This is a genomic window from Enterobacter asburiae, assembly GCF_001521715.1.
Lineage (GTDB): Bacteria > Pseudomonadota > Gammaproteobacteria > Enterobacterales > Enterobacteriaceae > Enterobacter > Enterobacter asburiae.
Genome location: NZ_CP011863.1, coordinates 861,331 through 886,291 on the forward strand (window position 1 = coordinate 861,331; position 24,961 = coordinate 886,291).

Sequence of the window (24,961 nt, forward strand, 5' to 3'; positions counted from 1 at the left end):
GCGCTCAGGCTGAGGAGCTTTTTTTTGCTTCAGGTTTTCAGTAGCTCAGGCCACAGCCGCAGCGTGGTTTCGCTAATATGCTGCAGTTTTTCCAGCGTGGCCCCTTCGCGGGCGCTGATCGACATCCCCTGCAAAATACAGCTCAGGTATTGTGCCAGCAGCTGAGGGTTGCATTGCGCGGGGATTTCACCGCGCTGCTGGCGCTGCGCCAGAAAGGCGCTGAGCGTCTCTTCCTGCATGGCATGCCGCGATTTCACCGTATTGGCAATCTCTTTGGATGACGCCGCAAGAGTGGCAGAGGTGTTAATCATAAAGCAGCCCGCAGGCGTCTCTTTACTGGTGAAGCAGGTCGCGACGGCGGTGAAATAGTCGCGAAGCGCCTGTTCAACGCTTTTCTCTTCACAGAACAGCTGGGCTTCGTGTTTCGCCGCAAAGCGCGAAATGTATCTGTCCAGCACCGCCCTGAACAGCCCCTCTTTATTGGTAAATTCGGCATACAGCGTCGGCGCTTTGGCTCCGGTGGCTTCTACCAGATCGGAAAGCGAGGTTGCTTCATACCCATGTTGCCAGAAGAGAGTCATGGCCTTATCAAGCGCTGCATCCCTGTCAAACACTTTTGGTCGGCCACGGCTTTTCTTCGCACAACTCGTGACATCGGTTGTCATTTGCCGTTGGTCCTCTGTTGGTTTGGTGAATGACCATTATAAAAATAAACGCAACCCACCACCAGCGCAGAATGCTTAAAAATAAATTAATCATATATGTATGAAAAATAACAATTTTAAAATTAAGTTAACGCTCGTTATAAAATTATGTTGACGCGTGACCTGGATCACATTTATTATTTACCTATCGATCGTTAACTAAATGATTAACGACCTCCAAATTCATCTGCTAAAGGTAAACATCATGAAAAACGTAAAAACCCTCATCGCTGCCGCTGTCCTGAGTTCACTCTCTTTCGCAAGCTTTGCTGCTGTACAAGTGCAATCTACGCCTGCTGACCAGCATAAAGTCGGGACTATCTCTGCGTCTGCCGGTACTAACCTGGGTTCCCTGGAAGATCAGCTGGCGCAGAAAGCGCAAGAGATGGGTGCAAAATCTTACCGTATCACCTCTGTGACCGGTCCTAACACCCTGCACGGCACTGCGGTCATCTACAAATAAGCCGGGCATAAACCCTCATTTATGCCACTGCAATAAAAAACGCCCTGCTTAGCAGGGCGTTTTTTTATTTCTGATTTACATCGGCTGCTGGACGACATCGTGATGCCGGGTGACATCGGTCGGCATACCTGACCGGGCTTCCATCGCACGCTCCATCACCACGCTGTTGGTATTCGCATTCGTTTTGAAGCTTACCATCGCGGCATTCAGGTTAATGGGCAGCGTCTGCGGATCGTCGCCAATGTTTTTCGATAACGGCTGATGAATCTCAACCAGCCGCACGCCGCCGGGCTCCTCTGAAACTTTAATCGGCGTATTGATAATATTCACTTTGGTTCCCGGCGTAACGACGTTGAACAGCGTTTTGATATCGTCATCGCGCAGACGAATACAGCCGGAGCTGACGCGCATGCCGATGCCAAAGTCCGCATTCGTTCCGTGCAGCAGGTAGACGCCGCCGTATGCCGCGAGGCGTATCGCGTGGTGCCCCATCGGGTTATCCGGACCAGCCGGCACCACGGCAGGAAGATCGATCCCCTGGGCCTTATAGCGGGCACGAATGTTGGCCGTCGGGGTCCAGGTTGGATTCGCGCGTTTATCCGAGACGGTGGTGACCATCGTCGGCGTCAGCGTGTCGCCGCCCAGCTGACCAATACCGATAGGGTAGACCGTCACTTCGTTTTTACCCGGCGGGTAATAGTACAGGCGCAGCTCGGCGAGGTTTATCACCATCCCCTCGCGCGGGGCGTCCGGCAGGATGGTCTGTAACGGGATGGTCAGTACGCTGCCCGCGCGCGGGACATACGGATCGACGCCGGGGTTCGCCTGCAGCAGGGCCAGAAAACCGACGTTATATTTTTTGGCAATCGCTTCCAGTGAACCACCATTATTTTCAACCACATGAAAGCGGTTTTCACCCACCACCTTGCTGCCGGGAGGGGGAAGGGGCCAGGTGTTTGCCCGAGCGGGAAGCGCAACCGCGACGGTGGCTGCCAGCGCAAACAGGGTCATCCAGCGAGTAAAACGCGAAGAGGTCATCATCACCATAATCCATATAAATGATAAGGTTATTGTTTTATAAGGCGTTAAACATAATTATGGCGAATGGGTGTGTCGGGAAGATCGGGTGAAGTGCAAAGAGTTTGTAAATTGTCCCCCCGTAGCGCCGGGCTAACAGGGGGAAGGGATCCCATAAAATAATGCCTGCACGGACGACCCCCTCTCCCTTGAGGGAGAGGGCTGGGGTGAGGGGGAACATACGGCTCTGGTGGTCATTCCGTTCACTTTATGTTCCTTGCTACTCTGTAACGACATGACCGGTGAACGTGCCAGGGTGGCTCAGTCGCCACCACCCTGGCGACCCGGGCTCCCGGCGGTAAATCGCCGCTACGCGGTACCTTCGACTTATTCCTTCCGGCTTTTCGGGGACGGGCGGAGGTAACATCCCTGTAAAGCCCGCCCTCTCGGCGCATCCCTGCGCCTCGCCCCGGCCTGCAGGAAACGCCTCAGCGATTTACAGCCGGACCAGGGTGTCGCTGTAAGCTGTTCATTTTCCGGAAGCAACTTTCATCGCTTCCGGTTAATAAACTACTGGGATTTTCTCAGTTAACAGGGGGAAGGAAGGTTAAGCGATCGTGTTCTCTTCCAGCTGACGCATAAAGTTACGCACCCAGTCCATACGGGTTTTGCGCTCCGTCAGCTCCTGGGTAAATTTCAGACGGGTTGGACCATCCAGACGGAAATGCTGCGGCTGTTTTTGCAGCAGGCCGATCAGCCACATCGGGTTGACGTGATTCTTCTCGGCGAATTCAATCACGCCGCCTTTTTCATTGCCTTCGAGCTTGCGGATCCCCAGCTTTTGCGCCTGCTGGCGCAGTCTCGCGATATCCAGCAAATTTCTCGCCGGATCGGGCAGCAGGCCAAAGCGGTCAATCAGCTCCACCTTAATCTCTTCCAGCTCGTTCTCCTTCTTCGCGCTGGCGATGCGCTTGTAGAACGACAGTCGGGTATTCACGTCCGGAATAAAATCGTCCGGCAGCAGGGAAGGCATACGCAGTTCGACCTCGGTCTGCTGGCTGGTGAGATCTTCCAGCGACGGCTCGCGCCCGGCCTTCAGGGCATCAACCGCGTTTTCCAGCAGCTCCATATAGAGCGAGAAGCCGATGGTCTCCATGGAGCCGCTCTGGTCTTCACCCAGCAGCTCGCCGGCACCGCGGATCTCGAGGTCGTGCGTGGCCAGCGCAAAGCCTGCGCCCAGGTCTTCCAGCGAGGCGATGGCTTCCAGACGCTTTTGCGCGTCGGTGGTCATCGCTTTCGGATGCGGCGTCAGCAGCCAGGCGTAGGCCTGATGGTGCGAACGCCCGACGCGGCCGCGCAGCTGGTGAAGCTGCGCCAGGCCAAAGTGATCCGCACGCTCAATGATGATGGTGTTTGCCGTCGGAATGTCGATCCCGGTCTCAATGATGGTGGTGCACACCAGCACGTTAAAGCGCTGGTGGTGGAAGTCGTTCATTACCCGTTCCAGCTCGCGCTCGCGCATCTGCCCGTGACCGATAGCGATGCGCGCTTCCGGCACCAGCTCCGCCAGCCTGTCAGCCGCTTTCTGGATGTTTTCCACGTCATTGTAGAGATAGTAGACCTGACCTCCGCGCAGCACCTCACGCAGAATAGCCTCCCGCACTACCAGATTATCGTACTCGCGGACGAAGGTTTTCACCGCCAGACGGCGCGCCGGCGGCGTGGCGATAATCGACAGATCGCGCATGCCGCTCATCGCCATGTTGAGGGTTCGCGGGATTGGCGTTGCGGTCAGGGTGAGGATATCGACGTCGGCGCGCATCGCTTTGATGCGTTCTTTATGACGCACCCCGAAGCGGTGCTCTTCGTCGACGATCAGCAGCCCCAGATCTTTCCACTTCACGTCGCTTTGCAGCAGCTTGTGGGTGCCGATCAGAATATCGATTTTGCCTTCGCTTGCCTGTTCGAGGATCTGCGTCTGTTCTTTGGTGCTGCGAAAACGCGAGAGCATCTCGATACGTACCGGCCAGTTGGCGAAACGGTCGCGGAAGTTATCGAAGTGCTGCTGTGCGAGCAGGGTGGTCGGCACCAGCACCGCCACCTGCTTGTTGTTTTCCACCGCAAGGAAGGCGGCGCGCATCGCCACTTCGGTTTTTCCGAAGCCGACGTCGCCGCAGACTAAGCGGTCCATTGCCAGCGGCTGGCACATATCGCTCAGCACGGCGTTGATGGCCTGGGCCTGATCCGGCGTGGTTTCAAACGGGAAGCTGTCGCAGAACAGCTGGTACTGTTCTTTATCATGCTTAAAGGCGAAGCCCTGTTTGGCCGCGCGCTGGGCGTAGATATCCAGCAGCTCGGCGGCCACGTCGCGTACTTTTTCCGCCGCCTTCTGGCGCGCGCGCGCCCAGGCATCGCCGCCCAGCTTGTGCAGCGGCGCATTCTCTTCGGCGCCCCCCGCGTAGCGGCTGATCAGATGCAGGGAGGAGACCGGGACATACAGTTTGGCGTCGTTGGCGTAGGTGAGCATCAGGTATTCACCTTTGATGCCGCCCGCTTCCAGCGTGGTCATCCCCTGATAGCGCCCAACGCCGTGTTCCAGGTGAACAATCGGCTGGCCCGGGTGCAGCTCGGCCAGGTTACGGATCAGCGTGTCCGGGTTGATGGTCCGACGGCTGTCCTGACGGCGGCGCGCGACGCGCTCGCCCAGCAGGTCGCTTTCGCAAATCAGCGCCAGGTTGTTGAGCGTGTCGATGAACCCGTGCTCGGCGGCACCAATCATCAGGTAACGACCGTTTCCGGTCGCTTCGCTCAGACGCAGGATGCGCTTCGGCGCCACCTTAATGCGTCCCAGCAGTTCACCTAACGCTTCGCGGCGGCCTTCACTCTCAACGGAGAACACTACCGGGCCGGTGAAGGACTCCAGGAACTTGCGCAGATTATCCAGCGGGGATTTCTGCTGCGCCTGAACGGCCAGGTCCGGCAGCGTCCGGAAGGCCAGGTTGGTATTGGCGGCCTTATCGGCAAGCGAATCGGTTTTCAGCTGCATGCGCGGCCAGCGCTTCAGTTCGGCGTTGAGCTCCTCGGTGCGCAGCCACAGCGCTTCCGGCGGTAGCAGCGGACGCATCGGATCAACGCCACGGTTTTCAAAGCGGGCGCGGGTTTCGCTTTCAAAGCGGCTGGCGCTGGCGTCGATATCCCCGGTGTTGACAATCAGCGTATTCGCCGGGAAGTAGCTGAACAGGGCAGGCAGCGGCTCGTTGAAGAACAGCGGCTGCCAGTATTCGATCCCGGCAGGAAGCGTGCCTTTACTGACCTGCTGATAAATATGTTCCGCGTCGCGCTTCACCTCGAACTTATCGCGCCACTGGCTGCGGAACAGCTCGATAGCGGTTTTGTCCGTGGGGAACTCATGCGCGGGCAGTAAATTGATGGACTCTACTTCCTCCAGCGTGCGCTGCGTGTCGGCGTCGAATACGCGCAGGCTGTCGATTTCATCATCAAAGAAATCCAGACGATACGGCTGGTCGCTGCCCATCGGGTAAAGATCGAGCAGCGCGCCGCGGGTCGCGTATTCCCCGTGTTCCATCACCTGGTCGACGTGGCGATAGCCGGCACCGTCAAGCTGCGCGCGCAGGGCATCCCGGGAGAGGCGCTGGCCTTTTTTCATCACCAGCGCGTGACCGTGCAGATAGCTGTGCGGACAGACGCGCTGCATCAGGGTATTCACCGGCACAATCAGCACGCCGCGCTGCATGGTCGGCAGCTGATAGAGCGTCGACAGGCGCGAGGAGATGATCTCCTGATGCGGAGAGAAGCTGTCATACGGCAGCGTCTCCCAGTCGGCCAGGCTGAACACCAGGCTATCGGTGAACTGGCGAATTTCATCGTGCAGGCGCAGGGCGTTTTGCATATCCGGGGCAACCAGAATCACCGGGCCTGGATGACGCTCGGCGATTTCCGCCACCAGCGTGGCGCACGCCGCGCCCGTGAGTTCACCCAGCTGGCGCTGGTCGCCCGCTTTGACAGGCAAGGAATAACGATAGTGTTCAGGCATGGCTATGTCAGAGTCTCTTATGGATATACCAACATTATTGGGGCATATCACTGATACGCAATGTCTTTATTATCCTCGATCGTTTTACATAAGCAAATCGTAACCGCACGGCAGGGCTAAACGCCCCCGAAACGGGGGCGGAGAGGGCGTTAACGCGTTGAAGGTGACAGGGTCAGCGTAGACGGAGGAGAGAAGAAAACGTCTCCAAAAAGCGCGGTGGAGATTTTACGCACTCCGAGCCCGGCAAGGGTACAGATAAGCAGGCTGGCAAACGGGTAGACCAGCACCAGGGTGAGCTCTGCCCAGACCGGCCACGAGGCGGCATTCATTTCGCCAATCAGGAACAGGCTAAAGGCCTCAATCAGGATGCGGTGGGTGGTATAAATCGCAATGGTATTTGAGCCAATCACGTTCAGCAGATTGTTCGGGTGAACGGCATAGCGCTGCTCAAGGCTGTAGAACAGCTTCATGATCAGCACAATCGACAGCAATGAGAGCAGCAGCGGAACGTTAGCAAACCACAGCACCACGGAGACGGCGGCGAAAGCCCCGGTTGCCAGCCAGATGCGGCGCAGGTTGACGCTTTTCATCCACGCCATCAGCTCTGCGCCATACCACGCCCCGAGGCTGTAGTAGATCATGTTGCGTACCACGCTGTTCATTCCCCACCACGGCAGCGGCAGGAAGTTAATCGCGATGCTTGCCAGCGCCAGCAGTCCCAGTACCGGCAGCTTCCAGCGGCTCAGCAGTTTACACAGCGTGAAGTAGACCACCAGGGCATACAGATACCACAGGCTGGTGCTTGCGGTCAGCATACCCCGTACAAATCCTGAGAACGAGTCGGCGTAGGCCGCGTTCGACGCGGTGGCAAGCTCACGCACGGGCGCCAGCCAGGCGTTCAGGTGGGTCAACGCCTGCCATTGCAGAACGCCCCACAGCGCCAGGACCCAGACAATGCTCCAGATCCGCTTGTCGAGACTGGTTCGCCAGTCCACTTCGTCAATATAACGACGGATCAGATAGCCGGAGATAAAGAAGAAGACCGGCATACGAAACGGTGCGAGATAGAGGTTAAAATAGACCCAGCATTTGGCGAGAAGGCCGGAGAGCGGGTGTTGTAGCCCGATCAGATGCGGATAAAACGTGATAACCGAATGATAGATAACCACCAGGCAGATACACAGCCCTTTTATCTGGTTAATCCATAATGCTTTTTGCTTCATTATTCGCCACTACCTTATTGCCATAAACGAACGAGCAATTGTTGTAAAACGAAGCCGGGATGTAATGGGTAACAGTCTGTATCCGGCGGTTTTTCGGAAAAGGTGGAGGTTGCGAGGTGAGTATTCAGACAATAGCACCCTGATTTCTCTGATTTTTTCGGAAGAATGATTACCAAAGCTTACTGTTTCAGTCATTTACGCTTAACGGATTCGCTTATATACTCGTGGGTCTGCTATCAGCAAACAGACGGATTTCATGTATCAACCTGTCGCACTCTTCATAGGCTTACGTTACATGCGTGGGCGCGCCGCGGACCGATTCGGTCGCTTTGTCTCCTGGCTTTCGACTATTGGCATTACGCTTGGCGTGATGGCACTGGTGACGGTGCTTTCCGTCATGAATGGCTTCGAACGCGAGCTGCAAAACAACATCCTGGGGCTGATGCCGCAGGCCGTTCTTTCATCATCCAACGGTTCGGTTAACCCGCAACAGCTGCCGGAAAGCGCGGCGAAGCTACAGGGTGTCACGCGCGTAGCGCCGTTGACGACCGGTGACGTGGTGCTGCAAAGCGCCCGCAGCGTGGCGGTCGGCGTGATGCTGGGTATTGACCCGGCGCAAAACGATCCGCTGACGCCGTATCTGGTTAACGTGAAGCAGACCGATCTGGAAGCCGGAAAATACAACGTGATTCTGGGCGAACAGCTTGCCGGCCAGCTTGGCGTCAACCGTGGCGACCAGCTGCGCGTGATGGTGCCTTCTGCCAGCCAGTTTACGCCGATGGGGCGCCTGCCAAGCCAGCGTCTGTTCAACGTGATTGGTACCTTTGCCGCCAACAGCGAAGTCGATGGTTACCAGATGCTGGTTAACATTCAGGACGCTTCACGCCTGATGCGCTACCCGGCAGGGAATATCACCGGCTGGCGCCTGTGGCTCGACGCGCCGCTGAAGGTCGATACCCTCAGCCAGCAAAAACTGCCGGACGGCACCAAATGGCAGGACTGGCGCGAGCGTAAAGGCGAACTGTTCCAGGCCGTGCGGATGGAAAAAAATATGATGGGGCTGCTGCTGAGCCTGATCGTGGCCGTGGCCGCATTTAACATCATTACCTCGCTGGGCCTGATGGTGATGGAGAAGCAGGGCGAAGTCGCCATTCTGCAAACCCAGGGGCTCACGCCGCGCCAGATCATGGCGGTGTTTATGGTGCAGGGGGCCAGCGCAGGCATCATCGGCGCGCTGCTCGGTGCCGTGCTGGGGGCCTTGCTTGCCAGCCAGCTTAATAACTTAATGCCGATCATCGGCGCTCTTCTCGACGGCGCGGCGCTGCCGGTGGCTATCGAGCCGCTGCAGGTGGTCGGTATTGCGCTGGCCGCGATGGCCATTGCGCTGCTTTCTACGCTTTATCCTTCCTGGCGCGCTGCCGCCACTCAACCCGCTGAGGCTTTACGTTATGAATAAGATCCTGTTGCAATGCGACAACCTGTCCAAACGCTATCAGGAAGGCTCTGTGCAAACCGACGTGCTGCACAATGTGAGCTTCAGCGTGGGCGAAGGCGAGATGATGGCGATTGTCGGCAGCTCCGGCTCGGGTAAAAGCACGCTGCTGCATCTGCTGGGCGGGCTGGATACGCCAACGAATGGCGACGTGATTTTCTCCGGCCAGCCGATGAGCAAAATGTCCTCCGCGGCGAAGGCAGAGCTGCGTAACCGCGAGCTGGGCTTTATCTACCAGTTCCACCATCTGCTGCCGGATTTCACGGCGCTGGAAAACGTGGCGATGCCGCTGCTGATTGGTAAAAAGAAACCGGCAGAAATTAACGCTCGCGCCAGCGACATGCTGAAAGCGGTAGGGCTGGGCCATCGCGGTAACCATCGTCCCTCTGAGCTTTCCGGCGGTGAGCGCCAGCGCGTGGCGATTGCCCGTGCGCTGGTCAACAACCCGCGTCTGGTGCTGGCGGATGAGCCTACCGGTAACCTGGATGCCCGCAATGCGGACAGTATTTTCCAGCTTCTGGGCGAGCTGAACGCCTCGCAGGGCACCGCGTTTCTCGTCGTAACCCACGATCTGCAGCTGGCAAAACGCATGGGGCGTCAGCTTGAGATGCGCGACGGCCATCTGAACGCGGAACTGACCATGATGGGAGCAGAGTAATGGTGTCACCGTTATCGTTACTCATCGGTTTACGTTTTAGCCGCGGCCGCCGTCGCGGCGGCATGGTGTCGCTGATCTCCGTCATCTCGACCATCGGTATTGCGCTGGGCGTGGCTGTGCTGATTGTGGGCTTAAGCGCCATGAACGGCTTTGAGCGCGAGCTGAATAACCGCATTCTGGCGGTAGTGCCGCACGGGGAGATCGAGCCGGTTAACCAGCCGTGGACTAACTGGAGCGATGCGCTCACCAAAGTCGAAAAAGTGCCGGGCATTGCCGCGGCCGCGCCCTATATTAACTTTACCGGGCTGGTAGAGAGTGGGGTAAACCTGCGCGCCATTCAGGTGAAAGGGGTCAATCCCGCCCAGGAAGCGCGTCTCAGCGCGCTGCCAGACTATGTGCAGAACGGCGCGTGGGCCAACTTTAAGGCCGGCGAGCAGCAGATCATCATGGGTAAAGGCGTGGCCGATGCCCTGAAGGTGAAGCAGGGCGACTGGGTATCAATCATGATCCCGAACGCCAGCGCCGACCACAAGCTGCAGCAGCCTAAGCGCGTGCGCCTGCACGTCACCGGTATTCTTCAGCTGAGCGGTCAGCTTGACCATAGCTTTGCAATGGTGCCGATGGAGGATGCACGCCAGTATCTCGACATGGCCGACAGCGTGACGGGCATTGCCATCAAGGTGAACGACGTCTTTAACGCCAACAAGCTGGTCCGCGACGCGGGCAGCGTGACCAATAACTATGTCTACATCAAGAGCTGGATCGGCACTTACGGCTATATGTACCGTGATATCCAGATGATTCGCGCCATTATGTATCTGGCGATGGTGCTGGTGATTGGTGTGGCGTGCTTTAATATCGTCTCGACGCTGGTGATGGCGGTCAAGGACAAGAGCGGCGACATCGCCGTGCTGCGTACGCTGGGGGCGAAAGACGGTCTTATTCGCGCCATCTTCGTCTGGTACGGTTTGCTGGCGGGGCTGTTCGGCAGCCTGTGCGGCGTGGTGATTGGCGTGGTGGTTTCCCTGCAGCTGACGCCAATTATCAACGGGATCGAAAAGCTTATTGGTCACCAGTTCCTGTCGGGTGATATCTACTTTATTGACTTCCTGCCGTCTGAACTGCACTGGCTGGACGTTTTTTATGTGCTGGTTACAGCACTTTTACTGAGTCTGCTGGCAAGCTGGTATCCGGCGCGTCGCGCAAGCCGAATTGATCCGGCGAGGGTATTAAGTGGCCAGTAATTACGTCATGATCTAGCGGCTTTCGGGCCGCCAGGTTAAAAGAGGAATGCGTTATGTATTACGGATTTGATATTGGCGGCACCAAGATTGCGCTCGGCGTGTTTGATAAAGATCTCAGGCTACAGTGGGAAACCCGCCTACCCACGCCGCGCGAAAGCTACGACGAATTTTTAACCGCGATTGCCGCGCTGGTGGCGCAGGCCGATGAACGCTTTGGCGTGAAAGGCAGCGTCGGCATCGGCATTCCGGGTATGCCCGAAACCGACGACGGCACGCTGTATGCCGCCAACGTGCCTGCCGCCAGCGGTAAACCGCTCCGCGCCGATCTCTCTGCCCTTCTTGAACGCGACGTGCGTTTAGACAATGATGCTAACTGCTTTGCGCTCTCCGAAGCCTGGGATGATGAATTCCGCCAATATCCGCTGGTGATGGGGCTGATCCTCGGGACCGGCGTCGGCGGGGGGATTGTGATCAACGGGAAGCCAATCACCGGGCGAAGCTACATCACCGGCGAATTTGGTCATATCCGTCTGCCGGTGGATGCCCTGGAAGTCGTGGGGCGCGATTTCCCGCTGACCCGCTGCGGCTGCGGCCAGCACGGCTGTATTGAGAACTACCTCTCCGGCCGCGGGTTTGCATGGCTTTACGAACACTTCTATCATCAGAAACTTGAGGCCCCTCAAATCATTACCCTGTGGGAGCAAGGGGATGCGCAGGCGTGCGAGCACGTCGAGCGTTATCTGGATCTGCTGGCGGTGTGTCTGGGAAATATTCTCACCATCGTCGACCCGGATCTGCTGGTGATCGGGGGAGGGCTGTCAAACTTTACCGCGATTACGGAACGGTTGTCCGGGCGTTTGCCCCGACATTTATTGCCGGTTGCCCGCGTGCCGCGTATTGAACGCGCGCGACACGGGGACGCAGGAGGCATGCGCGGAGCCGCATTCCTTCATCTCACCGATTAGTTTACGAGGTTTCTATGCTGTCGCGTCGCCAGGGTCGACTCAGCCGTTTTCGCAAAAACAAACGCCGCTTGCGTGAGCGCTTGCGCCAGCGGATCTTTTTCAGAGACAGAATGATGCCAGAAGCGATGGATAAACCCAGAGTCGTGGTGCTGACCGGAGCGGGGATCTCCGCCGAGTCAGGAATTCGAACCTTCCGCGCGGCGGACGGGCTGTGGGAAGAGCACCGCGTGGAGGATGTGGCCACGCCGGAAGGCTTTGCCCGCGATCCGGATCTCGTGCAGGCGTTTTACAACGCCCGCCGCCGCCAGCTTCAGCAGCCTGAAGTCGCGCCGAATGCGGCCCATCTGGCGCTGGCGAAGCTGGAAGAGGCGCTGGGCGATCGTTTTCTGCTGGTGACGCAGAATATCGACAACCTGCACGAGCGGGCCGGTAACAAGAACATCATCCACATGCACGGCGAGCTGCTTAAGGTTCGCTGCGCCTGGAGCGGTCAGGTGCTGGACTGGCAAGAGGACGTGCTGCCTGAGGATAAGTGCCACTGCTGCCAGTTCCCGTCGCGCCTGCGTCCGCACGTGGTCTGGTTCGGCGAAATGCCGCTGGGAATGGATGATATCTACAGCGCGCTGGCGATGGCCGACGTGTTTATTGCCATCGGCACATCCGGTCATGTTTACCCGGCGGCGGGGTTTGTCCACGAAGCGCGACTGCACGGTGCGCATACGGTTGAACTCAACCTTGAGCCAAGCCAGGTGGGCAGCGAGTTTGAAGAGAAACACTACGGTCTGGCAAGTACGGTCGTACCGGAGTTTGTCGACAAGCTGCTGAAAGGGCTGTAGCGGCAATCGCCTGAAAAGGCACCCGTCCAGCGGGTGCCTTTTTATTTATGAATGGAAGAACGCCAGCGTCTTCTCGAGCGATTTAGCCTGCTCATCCAGCGAGAGCGCCGCCGCTGAGATCTGCTGAACCAGCGAGGCGTTCTGCTGGGTTGTACTGTCCATCTGGTTAACGGCGGTGCTGACCTGGCTAATCCCGCGATTCTGCTCGTCCAGCGCCTGAACGATATCGTTGATGACCAGATGCACATGCGACACCGCTTCAATCACCTGTTTCATCATCACCCCGGTTTCATTGACCAGCTCAACGCCTTTGCTTACGCGGCCCGAGGACTCGGCAATCAGCTGAGAGATCTCTTTTGCCGCGTTGGCGCTTCGCTGGGCAAGATTGCGCACTTCCCCAGCGACTACCGCGAAGCCGCGCCCCTGTTCGCCTGCCCGTGCCGCTTCAACGGCAGCATTCAGCGCCAGAATATTGGTCTGGAAGGCGATGCCGTCGACAATGCTGTTAATCTCGCCGATCTTACGCGCGCTCTCATCAATCTCCCCAATCACCACGACTACGTCGTTTACCAGCGTTTCGCCATGCCCGGCGAGGCTCGCGGCGCGATCGGTCAGCGTGGTCGCCTTGTGGGCGTTGTCGGCATTATTTTTCACCGTGACCGAAATCTCTTCCATGCTGGCTGCCGTTTCAACAATCGCAGCCGCTTGTTCTTCGGTTCGCGAGGCGAGGTCAAGGTTGCCCGCCGAAATTTCGCTGGTGCCGCCGTGTACGGAGTGGCTGGCTTCGCTGATATTGTCGACGATGCGCTTGAGCTGCATCTGCATGGTGTGCAGGGCGTAAAAAATGCTGTGGGTATCTCCGGAACGCACCGGGATGGTGTTGTTCAGATCCCCCCGGGCAACGGCCAGGGCGATCCCGGCGGCTTCCGAAGGTTCACCCCCAACCGGACGGTCAACTTTGCGGGTGAAGATCTGTGCCATGACCAGGCTAACCGCCACGATGCTTAACACCATCATGATGATGGCTTTCAGTAAAAATGCGCGCGCTTCGGCCATCACTTCGCTGACCGGCGTGATAATGGCGAGTTTCCACGGCGTCTGGCTATTACCGACGGCGATGTCCTGCCAGGTGATGAACACATCCTCCTTCAGCAGCGGATCGCTTACCCGGGTGACGTCATGACCGGTAATCTGACCGGCGTAAGGCTTGCCTGCCGCGCGCTTGTCCGGGCTGGACACCACGTTATTACCCGCGGAGAGGAGCAGGGCGTAGCCTGCGCCGTTCCACGGTTTAATCGCGCCGATCGTCGATTGCAGCGTGGCGAGGGAGAAGTCCGAGGTGACCGAGCCCAGAAACTGACCGTCACGCATGATGGGGGCGGCAATCGAGGTGAGCATCACGTCCACGCCGTTGTAGGGATAGATATAGGGCTCGATGATCACATCTTTATGCCGTTGTTTCGGCAGCAGATAATAATCACCGCTGCCGGGGGTTTCGATGTCCGTCAGCAGGTGTAATGCCGGTTTGCCGGTGGCGTCCCGGTCGACGTAGCGGGCGTAGCGCCCGGCAGGATCTTCACCGCTTTGACCGGCCCAGACGGCATCTTTATCGTCGAACGCGTTAGGCTCAAAGGCCATCGACATGGAGAGAAACTGCGGGTGAGCCGAAAGGTAGTGGATGAGCAGCTGGTTCAGGCTCTGGCGTTCGGATACGCCCGCCTCGCGCAGCGCCAGGGCGCTGTTGCCCATATCCCGGGCGGCAGTCAGGGCAGAATCCAGCTGTTTACTGACCTGCAACGATTGCACCTCGGCAATCTGGCGGATATGTTTTTTGGCCAGAACCTCCTGCTGCGCCATCCACTGCCACATCATAAAACCGATCGTTGCCGTAAAGCCCACCGTTACGGTGAGGAAAATGGACAACAGCATCAACGTCTTGGTAATGACTCCAACTTACTGATAGTGTTTTATGTTCAGATAATGCCCGATGACTTTGTCATGCAGCTCCACCGATTTTGAGAACGACAGTGACTTCCTGCCCAGCCTTGCCAGATGCTGCCTCAGATTCAGGTTATGCCGCTCAATGCGCTGCGTATATCGCTTGCTGATAACGTGCAGTTCTCCCTTCAGGCGTGATTCATACAGCGGCCAGCCATCCGTCATCCATACCACGACCTCAAAGGCCGACAGCAGGCCCAGAAGACGCTCCAGCGTGGCCAACGTGCGTTCACCGAATACGTGCGCCACAACCGTCCTCCGTATCCTGTCATACGCGTAAAACAACCAGCGCTGGCGTGATTTAGCGCCGACGTAACCCCACTGTTCGTCCATTTCCGCGCAAACAATGACGTCACTGCCCGGTTGTATGCGTGAGTTTACCGACTGCGGCCTGAGTTTTTTAAGTGTCGTAAAATCGTGTTGAGGCCAACGCCCATAATGCGTGCACTGGCGCGACATCCGACGCCATTCATGGCCATATCAATGATTTTCTGATGCGTACCGGGTTGAGAAGCGGTGTAAGTGAACTGTAGCTGCCATGTTTTACGGCAGTGAGAGCAGAGATAGCGCTGATGTCCGGCAGTACTTTTACCGTTACGCACCACGCCTTCAGTAGCTGAACAGGAGGGACAGCTGATAGAAACAGAAGCCACTGGAGCACCTCAAAAACACCATCATACACTAAATCAGTAAGTTGGCACCATTACCGAGGAATTCAGCCAATACCGGGAAGAGGGATTCTCGCTGTTTCAGGGCTATTTTTTCTGCCGTCCGGAGGTCATTAAATATAAACGGCTATCGCAAAATCAGCTGGCGATTTTTCGGCTGCAAATGGAGGTCGGACGCAATAAACCCGATTTTCGGATCGTCGAGTCGTTGATTAAAACCGATCTCACCCTGTCCTATAAGATTATGCGCTACATGAAACACACCGCATTTAAACATATCGGTGCCTGTAATTTCAGTAAGTTAACCCTGAGCGAAGTGCTGAGATACCTCGGGGAAAACCAGCTGAGGCGGTTTGTTGCCGTCGTGGTCCTCGCCAGTGCGGGCAATGACACCGTCAGCGAGCTTTACCCGCTGAGCATGATGCGCGGCAAGTTCTGCGAACTGATAGCCGAGACGATGAACGAACCGACGCTGGCTGAAAATGCCTTCATGTGCGGCCTGTTTTCTCTGCTCGATACCCTCCTCGAACAGCCGATGGCCGAGTTGATGAAGCAAATTGCGGTCCCGCAGAGCGTGAGCAATGCGCTGTGCCATCAGGAGGGACGGTTAGCCGATATGGTGAGCCTGTGCCGTTACTATGAACAGCAGCAGTGGGACGAGGCTACCCGGGTTCGTGAGGCGCTGGGTCTGTCGGATGAGGAGGTGGTTGAGGCGATGAGAAAGGCGACAATCTGGGCAGGGGAGAATGCGGTCAGTTAATCCTTCCTCACGCCGTACGGGCGGCGTGAGGAAGAACGCGATACCGTTACCGGCCCGCTTTTAATTTCTGATAATACTCTTCGTAGAGACGGCTGGCGTCACCGACATCGTTCTGCCATTCACCTTTGCTGATGGTTTCGGCATCCGGATAGAGCGATTTATCGTTAGCTACCTCAGGCTTCAGCAGCCTGCGTGCTGCGAGGTTTGGCGTCGGGTAGCCAATCGTCTCGGCAACCTGTTTCGCCACGTCCGGGCGCAGCAGGAAGTTAATCAGCTTGTGTGCCCCTTCAACGTTTTTCGCGTTGGCGGGGATCGCAAGGCTGTCCATCCAGAAGATCCCGCCTTCTTTCGGCCAGACCACCTCAAGCGGCGTCCCGGCCTGGCGGGCGACATACGCAGAGCCGTTCCACACCATCCCCAGATTCACTTCGCCTTCCATATACGGGTTTGCCGGATTATCAGAATTGAACGCCGCCACGTTAGGCATCAGCTTCTTCAGCTCGGCATATGCCGCTTCGATCTCTTTGGGATCCGTCGTGTTGCCCGAGTAGCCCAGCTTGCGCAGCGCGACCTGGAACACTTCACGCGCGTCGTCGGTTAACAGCAGGCTCCCTTTGTATTCCGGTTTCCAGAGATCGGCCCAGCTTGTCACCGTTTTCGGATCGACGGCCTCGCTGTTCACGCCAATCGCGGTTGCTCCCCAGATGTATGGAATGGAGTAGTCGTTATTTGGGTCGAACGGCTTGTTGAGCATCTCAGGATCGAGGTTTGAAAAATGGGTTAGCTTCATTTTGTCGATCTTCTGGATCATGCCCTCTTTGCGCATTTTGTCGACAAAGTAGGTGGAAGGAACGACCAGATCGTACGCGCCGTCTTTGTAGGTTTTCAGCTTGGCGTACATGGTTTCATTCGACTCGTAGGTCGAGTAGATAACCTTGATGCCCGTCTCCTTTGTGAACTGTTCCAGCAGGCCCGGCGGCACGTATTCGGTCCAGTTGTAGAAGTAGAGCGTTTTGCTGTCATCAGCGTGCGCGGCACCCATGCCAAGCACCAGCGCCGCAGCGGCGAGCATTTTTTTCATTTCATTGTCCCCTGAGATTTTGTTTTATCACGAGCAATAACCTGGCTGGCGATCACCAGAACCAGCGAAAACACCAGCAGAATGGTCGCCAGCGCGTTCACCTCCGGTGAGACGCCGACTTTCACCATTGAATAGATCTTCAACGGCAGAATTTCATAGCTCGGACCGGTGACGAAGGAGGACACGACCACGTCATCCATCGACAGGGTGAAGCTAAGCAGCCATCCGGCCGCCACGGCAGGCATCGCCAGCGGCAGGATGATTTTGCGCAGGATGATCATCTCGCTGGCACCCAGATCTTTCGCCGCCTCCAGCATGCGCACGTCGAACCCTTTCAGGCGCGCGAAGACGGTCACCACCACAAACGGCAGGCAGAAGGTGATGTGCGAGAACAGCAGCGACCAGAAGCCAAGCTGTACGCCCAGCAGCATAAACAGCACCAGCAGCGAAATGGCCATTACGATGTCCGGCGACATCATCACCACAAACAGCATGCCGCTGACAAACGGTTTGCCGCGAAAGCGATAGCGGTACAGCGCCACGGCGGTGAGCGAGCCAATTAGCGTCGCGAAGGTGGCGGAGAAGATCGCCATCGTCAGCGAGTGCTGAGCGGCCTGCAGCAGGCTGTCATTGTTCATCAGCAGGCTGTACCAGCTGGTGGTAAAGCCCTGCCAGTTAATCCCGAAGCGGGAGCTGTTAAACGAGTTCACGATCAAAATAACGATCGGGATATAGAGATAGGCATAAATGACGGTCATAAAACCGCCGCGAAGCAGTCGACCGATCATTCGAGTTCCACCTTCTTATTCAGCAAGCGTGAGGCGCGCCAGTAGACCAGCAGCATCAGGCCCATGACCACTGTCAGCGTAATGCTGGTCGCGGATCCGAACGGCCAGTCGCGGATGTTGAGGAACTGGCTCTTGATGACGTTACCGATCAGCAGGTTTTTCGCGCCGCCCATCAGATCCGATACGTAGAACAAGCCCATCGCCGGGAGCATTACCAGCAGACAGCCCGCAATAATGCCGGGCATGGTCCGCGGGATAATAATGCGGATGAAGGTCTGCAGCTTGTTAGCGCCCAGATCTTTTGCCGCCTCCAGCAGCGGTTTATCCAGCTTCTCGATGCTGGAGTAGAGCGGCATCACCATAAACGGCAGCAGGATATAGACCAGGCCGACAATCACCGCGCTCGGGGTAAACATGATGCGGATCGGCGTATCAATCACTCCCAGCCACAGCAGAAACTCGTTGAGATAGCCTTTAGTGCTGAGGAAGATCTTCAGCCCGTAGATGCGGATTAACGAGTTGGTCCAGAAGGGAACAATCAGTAAAAACAGCAGCAGGGGCCGCACCTTTTGCGGCAGGCCCGCGAGGAACCATGCGAAGGGATAACCCAGCACCAGACAGGCGAGGGTAGCAATTAGCGCCATATTGAGCGAGTGCAGCAGCACGTCAAAATAGAGCGGATCGAGCAGGCGCGCGTAGTTGTCCAGCGTAAAGACCAGCGAAACGAAGCTAGCGTCGTCGCGGGTCAGAAAGCTGGTGGCAACGATCATCAGGTTGGGCAAAAAGACAAACAGCACAAGCCAACCGACGATCGTGGCAATCACCACATTCTGGAATTTACTTGTGTTCTTCATCAGCCAGCACAACCTCCCAGCTTTCTACCCAGTTGATAACCATTTTCTGGTCGAGAGAGTGGTCGAAGTCAGGGTCGTCTTCGTTAAAGAATTCGCTGACCATCACCATCTTGCCGTTCTCCAGTTCGACAACGGACTCCAGCGTCATCCCTTTGTAGTTGCGCTCGCGGATATAGCCGATTAACCCTTCGGCCTCGGTATTGCCGTGAATTTCATCAACGCGCAGATCTTCCGGGCGCAGCAGAACGTTGAGCTTTTGTCCCTTTTCGACGGGGAAAGTCACCGTGATATTGCACTCGCGTCCTTCGACGCTGGCGCGCACGCGCTGGTCGTCCAGACGCTCAATCACCGTGGCGTCGAAAATATTGATCTCGCCAATGAAGCTGGCGACAAACAGATTCTTCGGCTCTTCGTAGATTTCGCGCGGCGTGCCGTCCTGCTCGATTTTGCCGTCGCGCATCACCACGATGCGGTCGGACATGGTCAGGGCCTCTTCCTGATCGTGGGTGACGAAGACAAAGGTAATGCCGAGCTTGCGCTGCAGGGCTTTAAGCTCGTTCTGCATCTGCTTGCGCAGCTTGTAATCCAGCGCGGAGAGGGATTCATCCAGCAGGAGCAGACGCGGCTTGTTGACCACGGCGCGGGCGATGGCCACGCGCTGCTGCTGGCCGCCGGAAAGCTGATGGGGTTTACGCTGGGCAAACGTCTCAAGCTGCACCATGCGCAGGGCGTCGGTGACGCGCGGTTCGATCTCGTTCGCCGGGGTTTTTTGCATCCGCAGGCCAAACGCCACGTTTTCAAACACGGTCATGTGCGGGAACAGGGCATAGCTCTGAAAGACGGTATTGACGTGGCGATCTTCGGCGGGAACCCGGGTGATGTCCTGGTTCTCAAGATGGATATGGCCGTTATCGACGCTTTCCAGCCCGGCGATAAGGCGCAGTACGGTTGTTTTGCCGCAGCCAGAGGGGCCAAGCAGCGTCAGAAACTCACCGTCATTGATGGTCAGAGTGAGGTCGGAAATAACGTCTTTACCATCAAAACTTTTACGAATTCGTTCCAGTTGCACCAGCGGTGAACGTGAACGGGATTGTGTATTCAATTTTTGCGCTGTCCCATATAGACGCCTCAGGCAGCAGACTGAAGCGGGGTTTGTGTGTAACCACCTTGGTGACTCGTAATGAGGGCGGACATTCTACGGCAATCCCCTGCGATCGCCAATCCTTGTCACTGATTCATAAGCTACATTTATTAACGCATAACGATATAAACGGAAAATATTCTCGTTTGCGGGATAAAAGTGACCTGACGCAATATTTGCGTTTTGATGCTTATTGATAATGTTGTCACAAAAAGTGAGGGTGACTGCATGGATAAATTACTTGAGCGTTTTTTACAGTACGTTTCGCTGGATACCCAATCTAAGCCGGGTGTTCGCCAGGTGCCGAGCACCGAAGGCCAGTGGAAGTTATTAAACCTGCTTAAAGAGCAGCTTGACGCCATGGGGCTGGTCAACGTCACGTTAAGCGAAAAAGGCACTGTGATGGCAACGCTGCCGGCGAATGTCCAGGGTGATATTCCGGCAATTGGCTTTATCTCCCATGTCGACACCTCTCCGGATTTTAGCGGTAAACATGTGAACCCGCAGATTGTGGAAAACTACCGCGGCGGTGACATTGCGCTGGGTATTGGCGACGAAGTGCTCTCGCCCGTGATGTTCCCGGTGCTGCACCAGCTGCTGGGCCAGACGCTGATTACCACCGACGGTAAAACGCTGCTGGGGGCGGATGACAAGGCGGGCATTGCGGAGATCATGACGGCGCTGGCGGTGCTGAAGGGCAAAAACATCCCGCACGGGGATATCCGCGTGGCCTTTACGCCGGATGAAGAGGTGGGCAAGGGCGCAAAACATTTCGACGTAGAGGCCTTCAATGCGCAGTGGGCCTATACCGTCGACGGCAGCGGCGTCGGTGAACTGGAGTATGAAAACTTCAATGCCGCGTCCGTCACCATCAAAATTGTCGGCAACAACGTTCACCCCGGTTCGGCGAAAGGCGTTATGGTGAACGCGCTGTCGCTGGCGTCACGAATCCATGCGGAAGTCCCGGCGGAAGAGAGCCCTGAACAGACCGAAGGATATGAAGGGTTCTATCACCTGACCAGCATCAAAGGCACCGTGGACAGCGCGCAGATGCACTACATCATCCGCGATTTCGACCGCAAAGCCTTTGAGGCGCGCAAGCGTAAGATGATGGAGATCGCCAAGAAGGTCGGTAAAGGATTACACCCTGATTGCTATATTGAGCTGATCATTGAAGACAGCTATTACAACATGCGCGAGAAGGTGATGGCGCATCCGCATATTCTCGATATCGCCCAGCAGGCGATGCGCGACTGCGATATCGAACCGCAGCTGAAGCCGATTCGCGGCGGCACCGACGGTTCTCAGCTGTCGTTTATGGGGCTGCCGTGCCCGAACCTGTTTACCGGTGGCTACAACTACCATGGAAAGCATGAGTTTGTGACGCTGGAAGGGATGGAAAAAGCGGTGAAGGTGATAGTGCGGATAGCGGAGTTGACCGCGAAGCGGTAGCTGCTTTAAGCCGGGTGGCGGCTGCGCCTTACCCGGCCTACGTTCGGATTGTTGGCCCGGTAAGCGAAGCGCCACCGGGCATTAAGGCGACTCAGTCCTCAAAGAACCAGTACCCGCTGTTGACCAGTGCGGCCAGCATCGCGAGGAAGGAAGGATCTTCCAGCGCATCGCCAAAGGTGTCGGCAGTGAGCACCAGATGGCTGGCAATGGCTTCCAGCGCCGGACGGTGCGGAGAGTCCAGCTTCTCGCCGTTGACGAACACCTCTTCACCAATGCGCAGCACGCGCAACCCGCCCAGACGCGTCAGCTTGTCGCCCTGTTGAAGCGCATCATAAATCTCGTCAGCCTGGTACGGCGGCTCCGGTGGCGCAACGTCCAGCTCATGACGAGACTGGCTGATAAACTCACCAAACCACTGTTTGAAATGCTCCGGCTCGTTGATCAAATCCAGCATCATCCCGCGCAGCTTATCGAGTTCTTCTGGCACAATATCCGCCGGATGCTCGCGCGCAGGCACATCAGGATCGCTGTAACGATAGCTGCCCAGCTCGCGCTGCAGAACATAGTCGGCAAATCCGCTGATCATCTCGCGACCGCTCGGCGCGCGGAACCCTACGGAGTAGTTGAGTGAGTTTTCAAGGGAGTAGCCTTCGTGAGGGAATCCCGGCGGAATGTAGAGAATATCACCCGGCTCCAGCTCTTCGTCGATAATCCCTTCAAACGGGTCAACCTGAAGCAGGTCAGGATGCGGGCAGTGCTGCTTCATCGGCACTTTTTCACCCACGCGCCAGCGGCGGCGGCCCGTACCCTGAATGATGAACACGTCGTACTGGTCAAGATGTGGGCCTACGCCGCCGCCCGGCACGGAGAAAGAGATCATCAGATCGTCCATGCGCCAGTCGGGCAGGGTGCGGAACGGGCGCATTAATGCGGCAGTGGGCTCATGCCAGTGGTTGACCGCCTGCACCAGCAGCGACCAGTTGTTTTCACCGAGGTGATCGTAGCTTTCGAAAGGACCGTGGCTAACCTGCCATTTCCCGTCCTGGTGGCTCACCAGACGGCTGTCGACTTCGTTTTCCATGGCCAGACCGGCCAGCTCGTCAGGCGAGATAGGGTCGACAAAATTGCTGAATCCGCGTTTCAGAACCACCGGGCGTTTTTGCCAGTAGCGTTCAATAAACTCGGGCCAGTTAAGCGTTAAGTGATAATCCATAATTTTTTTATTCCGCAGGCTCTTACTGACTCGGATTATAACGGAAGCTCAGCCCCCCGGCTGCGAGATCCTCGCATTTTTCACATAACGGGTTAACTATCGTTCAATGTGGGCTGCTGGCGCCCAAAAATAACCTCCATTCTGGCGCCGCCCAGCAGGCTTTCACTGGTTTCTATTTTCCCGTCGTACTGGTCAACAATCTCACGGGCGACGGCCAATCCTACGCCCTGGCCAGGACGTAGCGTATCGGCGCGCTGACCGCGATCGAACACCACGTCACGCTTATTGCGCGGGATCCCCGGGCCATCATCCTCAACGATAATATGCAGTTCTGTTTCCGTCTGGCGCGCTGACACTTCCACGAACTCCAGACAGTATTTGCAGGCGTTATCCAGCAGGTTACCCATCACTTCCATGAAATCATTTTTTTCACCCACAAAGCTTATCTCTGGCGAGATATCGAGGCTGATGTTCACCCCTTTACGCTGATACACCTTGTTGAGGGCGGACGTGAGGTTATCCAGAAGCGGGGCTACCGGGTGCAGCTCGCGGCTCAGAAGCGCGCTTCCCGAACGCATACTGGCGCGGTGCAGGTAATAGCCAATTTGCTGGGAAATACGGCTGATCTGTTCCAGCATCACCGGCTCGGCATCATCGACGCTCAGCTTCGAACTGCGCATTGAACGCAGGGTACTTTGCATGACGGCCAGCGGTGTTTTCAGGCTGTGGGTCAGGTCGGTAAGGGTGGTACGGTATTTATCGTAGCGTTCGCGTTCACTTTTCAGCAGGCGGTTGAGGTTACGCACCAGGCTGGTGAGCTCACGGGTGGTTTCCGGGTTCAGCTTCTCGCGATGATGTTCTTCCAGCTCACGAACCTCTTTCGCCAGTGACTCAATGGGGCGCAAGCTCCACCACGCCGCTACCCACAGCAGCGGGATCACCAGCAGGAGATTCGCAGCCAGAACGTAGATGAACCAGCTCCAGACCATATAAGAACGCTTCAGCTCGACCGGAATGGTGTCGATCACCACGATGGTCAGCTGCGGCATGTTCAGCGTCGCCGGATAGAGGTTAATCGCGACGGAGTGCGTCATCTCCGTTTCGGCGTTGTCGGCGCGGATCTCGTTCAGCTTTTGCTGCAGGGAGCGATCTTCACGGATCAGCGAGCTGGTGGTGTTGAGATCGGCTTCAATTTCATGAAACCCGTTGGTTTTGAGCCAGTCCGGACGAATGCTTTTAACCAGCCAGGGGATATCACGCTGCGCCCACAGTAATTTCCCTTTTTCATTATAAATCAGGGCCAGCGTTGGACTCTGCTGGTTGAGGTTTTCCGGCATTTCGACGGTGATTCGGTTGTTTTCCCACTTCGCCAGGGTATAAAACAGATTGCTTTCGCCGCGCAACAGTCGAAAGGTGGTTTTATCAAAGCTGACGCTGTAGCCCACCAGGGCCACCATGCCGTAGGAGAGCGACAGCACCAGCACGACGGCGGCTGTTGCCAGTAAGAAACGAACCCGCAGCGAGAGGGGCAGAATGTGGCGCAAAATCCGTCTCATTTAGCGTAATTCGAACAGGTAGCCCTGGCCACGGACGGTGGTAATCACATCCTGCGGATACTGCGCCTGAATTTTCTTACGCAAGCGTCCCATCAGCACGTCAATGGTATGGCTCTCGCGCAGTTCAGCATCAGGGTAAAGCTGGAGCATTAATGAATCTTTGCTCACCACTTTGCCATTGTTACGGATCAGCGTTTCCATGATGGTGTATTCGAAGGCGGTGAGCTTAATCACTTCATCATTGATCGCTAATTCCCGGCGGGAGAGATCGACCTGGAATGGCGGGATGGAAATAACCTGTGAAGCCAGCCCGCTGTTGCGGCGTAACAGCGCCTGCATGCGCGCCGCCACCTCTTCAATATGAAACGGCTTGGTGACGTAATCGTCGGCACCCGCGCTGAGCACTTCGACCTTATCCTGCCAGCCTTCACGGGCGGTCAGAACCAGAACCGGCAGGGAGACATCGTGGCTGCGCCAGCGGCGAATTAACGACAGACCGTCTTCGTCAGGCAACCCTAAATCGACAATGGCGATATCCGGCAGGTGTTCATTGAGATAATAATCGGCTTCTTTTGCATCTTCAGCATCGTCCACCTGATGTCCCATCTCCTGAAGCTGAACCTTCAGGTGATGGCGTAGCAATGCGTTATCCTCAACAACCAGTACGCGCATCATCTCTTCTCCCTAAATAATTGGTATGAATAGTTTAACGCTGATTATGTTGTTGTGGGGATAAACATTGAGTAAACCGGGGAAAAGCATCCCCCTTTTCGGGCGAAAAGGGGGAGAGGGGC

The 24,961-nt window shown here is 56.7% G+C and carries 20 protein-coding genes and 1 pseudogene; 8 read left to right on the forward strand and 13 right to left on the reverse strand.

All coding sequences use genetic code 11. From position 1 onward, the window contains the following. Positions 1 to 29: 29 nt before the first annotated feature. Entirely contained in the window at positions 30 to 665 is a 636-nt protein-coding gene (locus ACJ69_RS04255) for a TetR/AcrR family transcriptional regulator (protein ID WP_054829820.1), read from the reverse strand. Positions 666 to 909: 244 nt separating this feature from the next. Between ACJ69_RS04255 and bhsA the strand changes: the two genes are divergently transcribed. Then, on the forward strand, positions 910 to 1,167 hold the full coding sequence (gene bhsA, locus ACJ69_RS04260) for a multiple stress resistance protein BhsA (RefSeq protein WP_023616599.1): 258 nt from the start codon (positions 910 to 912) through the stop codon (positions 1,165 to 1,167). Positions 1,168 to 1,242: 75 nt separating this feature from the next. Here bhsA and ldtC read toward each other — a convergent pair whose 3' ends face one another. The 3 genes from ldtC to ACJ69_RS04280 all read right to left on the reverse strand — a co-directional run bounded on the left by ldtC (position 1,243) and on the right by ACJ69_RS04280 (position 7,461). Next, entirely contained in the window at positions 1,243 to 2,208 is a 966-nt protein-coding gene (gene ldtC, locus ACJ69_RS04265; protein ID WP_047648091.1) for a L,D-transpeptidase LdtC, read from the reverse strand. Between the two features lie 583 nt (positions 2,209 to 2,791). Beyond that, a complete protein-coding gene (mfd, locus tag ACJ69_RS04275) occupies positions 2,792 to 6,238 on the reverse strand; it encodes a transcription-repair coupling factor (protein WP_059346490.1) in 3,447 nt (1,148 codons plus the stop codon). 149 nt (positions 6,239 to 6,387) lie between these two features. Next, entirely contained in the window at positions 6,388 to 7,461 is a 1,074-nt protein-coding gene (locus ACJ69_RS04280) for an acyltransferase family protein (protein WP_054829822.1), read from the reverse strand. A gap of 256 nt (positions 7,462 to 7,717) precedes the next feature. Between ACJ69_RS04280 and lolC the strand changes: the two genes are divergently transcribed. From lolC to cobB, 5 genes are read left to right on the forward strand one after another with little or no spacing between them, the layout of a single operon-like run. Next, positions 7,718 to 8,917, forward strand: coding sequence for a lipoprotein-releasing ABC transporter permease subunit LolC (lolC, locus tag ACJ69_RS04285; protein ID WP_032668182.1), 1,200 nt, complete (start codon positions 7,718 to 7,720; stop codon positions 8,915 to 8,917). After that, positions 8,910 to 9,611 (forward strand): lipoprotein-releasing ABC transporter ATP-binding protein LolD, encoded by a 702-nt coding sequence (lolD, locus tag ACJ69_RS04290; RefSeq protein ID WP_059346491.1) that lies wholly within the window; start codon positions 8,910 to 8,912, stop codon positions 9,609 to 9,611. The genes lolC and lolD overlap by 8 nt, the downstream gene beginning before the upstream one ends. After that, entirely contained in the window at positions 9,611 to 10,855 is a 1,245-nt protein-coding gene (gene lolE / locus ACJ69_RS04295) for a lipoprotein-releasing ABC transporter permease subunit LolE (protein WP_059346493.1), read from the forward strand. The genes lolD and lolE overlap by 1 nt, the downstream gene beginning before the upstream one ends. Positions 10,856 to 10,908: 53 nt before the next feature. Then, on the forward strand, positions 10,909 to 11,820 hold the full coding sequence (gene nagK / locus ACJ69_RS04300) for an N-acetylglucosamine kinase (protein ID WP_054829823.1): 912 nt from the start codon (positions 10,909 to 10,911) through the stop codon (positions 11,818 to 11,820). Positions 11,821 to 11,834: 14 nt separating this feature from the next. Beyond that, entirely contained in the window at positions 11,835 to 12,656 is an 822-nt protein-coding gene (cobB, locus tag ACJ69_RS04305) for a Sir2 family NAD+-dependent deacetylase (RefSeq protein ID WP_054829824.1), read from the forward strand. Between the two features lie 45 nt (positions 12,657 to 12,701). Here cobB and ACJ69_RS04310 read toward each other — a convergent pair whose 3' ends face one another. Both ACJ69_RS04310 and ACJ69_RS04315 read right to left on the reverse strand, forming a co-directional pair. After that, a complete protein-coding gene (locus ACJ69_RS04310; protein WP_059346496.1) occupies positions 12,702 to 14,585 on the reverse strand; it encodes a methyl-accepting chemotaxis protein in 1,884 nt (627 codons plus the stop codon). Between the two features lie 24 nt (positions 14,586 to 14,609). Next, a protein-coding gene (locus ACJ69_RS04315; protein WP_223274117.1) for an IS1 family transposase occupies positions 14,610 to 15,307 on the reverse strand; the annotation gives its coding sequence in 2 pieces (ribosomal slippage) (positions 14,610 to 15,058 and positions 15,058 to 15,307; 699 coding nt in all). A 55-nt stretch (positions 15,308 to 15,362) separates the two neighbouring features. Between ACJ69_RS04315 and ACJ69_RS04320 the strand changes: the two are divergent. Then, positions 15,363 to 16,082, forward strand: a pseudogene (locus ACJ69_RS04320) (EAL and HDOD domain-containing protein); the annotation flags it as partial. Positions 16,083 to 16,128: 46 nt separating this feature from the next. On the opposite strand, the gene potD reads toward ACJ69_RS04320, so the two are convergent. From potD to potA, 4 genes are read right to left on the reverse strand one after another with little or no spacing between them, the layout of a single operon-like run. Next, positions 16,129 to 17,163: a spermidine/putrescine ABC transporter substrate-binding protein PotD gene (gene potD, locus ACJ69_RS04325; protein WP_059346498.1), complete on the reverse strand. Its 1,035-nt coding sequence runs from the start codon at positions 17,161 to 17,163 to the stop codon at positions 16,129 to 16,131. Beyond that, positions 17,160 to 17,951 carry a spermidine/putrescine ABC transporter permease PotC gene (potC, locus tag ACJ69_RS04330; RefSeq protein ID WP_059346500.1) on the reverse strand — a complete coding sequence of 264 codons (792 nt, stop codon included), beginning with the start codon at positions 17,949 to 17,951 and terminating at the stop codon, positions 17,160 to 17,162. Before potC ends, potD begins: the two co-directional genes overlap by 4 nt. Next, the gene (gene potB / locus ACJ69_RS04335) at positions 17,948 to 18,805 is read right to left on the reverse strand and encodes a spermidine/putrescine ABC transporter permease PotB (protein WP_054829926.1); all 858 of its coding nucleotides are present in this window, start codon (positions 18,803 to 18,805) and stop codon (positions 17,948 to 17,950) included. The genes potC and potB overlap by 4 nt, the downstream gene beginning before the upstream one ends. Beyond that, positions 18,789 to 19,937 (reverse strand): spermidine/putrescine ABC transporter ATP-binding protein PotA, encoded by a 1,149-nt coding sequence (gene potA, locus ACJ69_RS04340; protein ID WP_176600594.1) that lies wholly within the window; start codon positions 19,935 to 19,937, stop codon positions 18,789 to 18,791. The genes potB and potA overlap by 17 nt, the downstream gene beginning before the upstream one ends. A gap of 237 nt (positions 19,938 to 20,174) precedes the next feature. Between potA and pepT the strand changes: the two genes are divergently transcribed. Next, positions 20,175 to 21,398: a peptidase T gene (pepT, locus tag ACJ69_RS04350; RefSeq protein ID WP_059346505.1), complete on the forward strand. Its 1,224-nt coding sequence runs from the start codon at positions 20,175 to 20,177 to the stop codon at positions 21,396 to 21,398. A gap of 91 nt (positions 21,399 to 21,489) precedes the next feature. On the opposite strand, the gene ACJ69_RS04355 is transcribed toward pepT, so the two are convergent. The 3 genes from ACJ69_RS04355 to phoP all read right to left on the reverse strand — a co-directional run bounded on the left by ACJ69_RS04355 (position 21,490) and on the right by phoP (position 24,839). Next, complete coding sequence (locus ACJ69_RS04355; protein ID WP_059346507.1) at positions 21,490 to 22,611, reverse strand: ribosomal protein uL16 3-hydroxylase; 1,122 nt, start codon at positions 22,609 to 22,611, stop codon at positions 21,490 to 21,492. A gap of 92 nt (positions 22,612 to 22,703) precedes the next feature. Continuing rightward, on the reverse strand, positions 22,704 to 24,167 hold the full coding sequence (phoQ, locus tag ACJ69_RS04360) for a two-component system sensor histidine kinase PhoQ (RefSeq protein WP_029739851.1): 1,464 nt from the start codon (positions 24,165 to 24,167) through the stop codon (positions 22,704 to 22,706). Beyond that, entirely contained in the window at positions 24,168 to 24,839 is a 672-nt protein-coding gene (gene phoP / locus ACJ69_RS04365) for a two-component system response regulator PhoP (protein WP_028019015.1), read from the reverse strand. Between the last annotated feature and the right edge of the window lie 122 nt (positions 24,840 to 24,961).

What these genes read in the sequence shown, in the direction of transcription:
- mfd (WP_059346490.1), bottom strand. Translation starts at nt 6,238, where the DNA reads ATGCCTGAACACTATCGTTATTCCTTGCCTGTCAAAGCGGGCGACCAG.
- phoP (WP_028019015.1), bottom strand. Translation starts at nt 24,839, where the DNA reads ATGCGCGTACTGGTTGTTGAGGATAACGCATTGCTACGCCATCACCTG.
- potD (WP_059346498.1), bottom strand. Translation starts at nt 17,163, where the DNA reads ATGAAAAAAATGCTCGCCGCTGCGGCGCTGGTGCTTGGCATGGGTGCC.
- bhsA (WP_023616599.1), top strand. Translation starts at nt 910, where the DNA reads ATGAAAAACGTAAAAACCCTCATCGCTGCCGCTGTCCTGAGTTCACTC.
- ACJ69_RS04280 (WP_054829822.1), bottom strand. Translation starts at nt 7,461, where the DNA reads ATGAAGCAAAAAGCATTATGGATTAACCAGATAAAAGGGCTGTGTATC.
- lolC (WP_032668182.1), top strand. Translation starts at nt 7,718, where the DNA reads ATGTATCAACCTGTCGCACTCTTCATAGGCTTACGTTACATGCGTGGG.
- potC (WP_059346500.1), bottom strand. Translation starts at nt 17,951, where the DNA reads ATGATCGGTCGACTGCTTCGCGGCGGTTTTATGACCGTCATTTATGCC.
- ldtC (WP_047648091.1), bottom strand. Translation starts at nt 2,208, where the DNA reads ATGATGACCTCTTCGCGTTTTACTCGCTGGATGACCCTGTTTGCGCTG.
- lolE (WP_059346493.1), top strand. Translation starts at nt 9,611, where the DNA reads ATGGTGTCACCGTTATCGTTACTCATCGGTTTACGTTTTAGCCGCGGC.
- phoQ (WP_029739851.1), bottom strand. Translation starts at nt 24,167, where the DNA reads ATGAGACGGATTTTGCGCCACATTCTGCCCCTCTCGCTGCGGGTTCGT.
- potB (WP_054829926.1), bottom strand. Translation starts at nt 18,805, where the DNA reads ATGAAGAACACAAGTAAATTCCAGAATGTGGTGATTGCCACGATCGTC.
- cobB (WP_054829824.1), top strand. Translation starts at nt 11,835, where the DNA reads ATGCTGTCGCGTCGCCAGGGTCGACTCAGCCGTTTTCGCAAAAACAAA.
- ACJ69_RS04355 (WP_059346507.1), bottom strand. Translation starts at nt 22,611, where the DNA reads ATGGATTATCACTTAACGCTTAACTGGCCCGAGTTTATTGAACGCTAC.
- lolD (WP_059346491.1), top strand. Translation starts at nt 8,910, where the DNA reads ATGAATAAGATCCTGTTGCAATGCGACAACCTGTCCAAACGCTATCAG.
- pepT (WP_059346505.1), top strand. Translation starts at nt 20,175, where the DNA reads ATGGATAAATTACTTGAGCGTTTTTTACAGTACGTTTCGCTGGATACC.
- ACJ69_RS04255 (WP_054829820.1), bottom strand. Translation starts at nt 665, where the DNA reads ATGACAACCGATGTCACGAGTTGTGCGAAGAAAAGCCGTGGCCGACCA.
- ACJ69_RS04310 (WP_059346496.1), bottom strand. Translation starts at nt 14,585, where the DNA reads ATGCTGTTGTCCATTTTCCTCACCGTAACGGTGGGCTTTACGGCAACG.
- nagK (WP_054829823.1), top strand. Translation starts at nt 10,909, where the DNA reads ATGTATTACGGATTTGATATTGGCGGCACCAAGATTGCGCTCGGCGTG.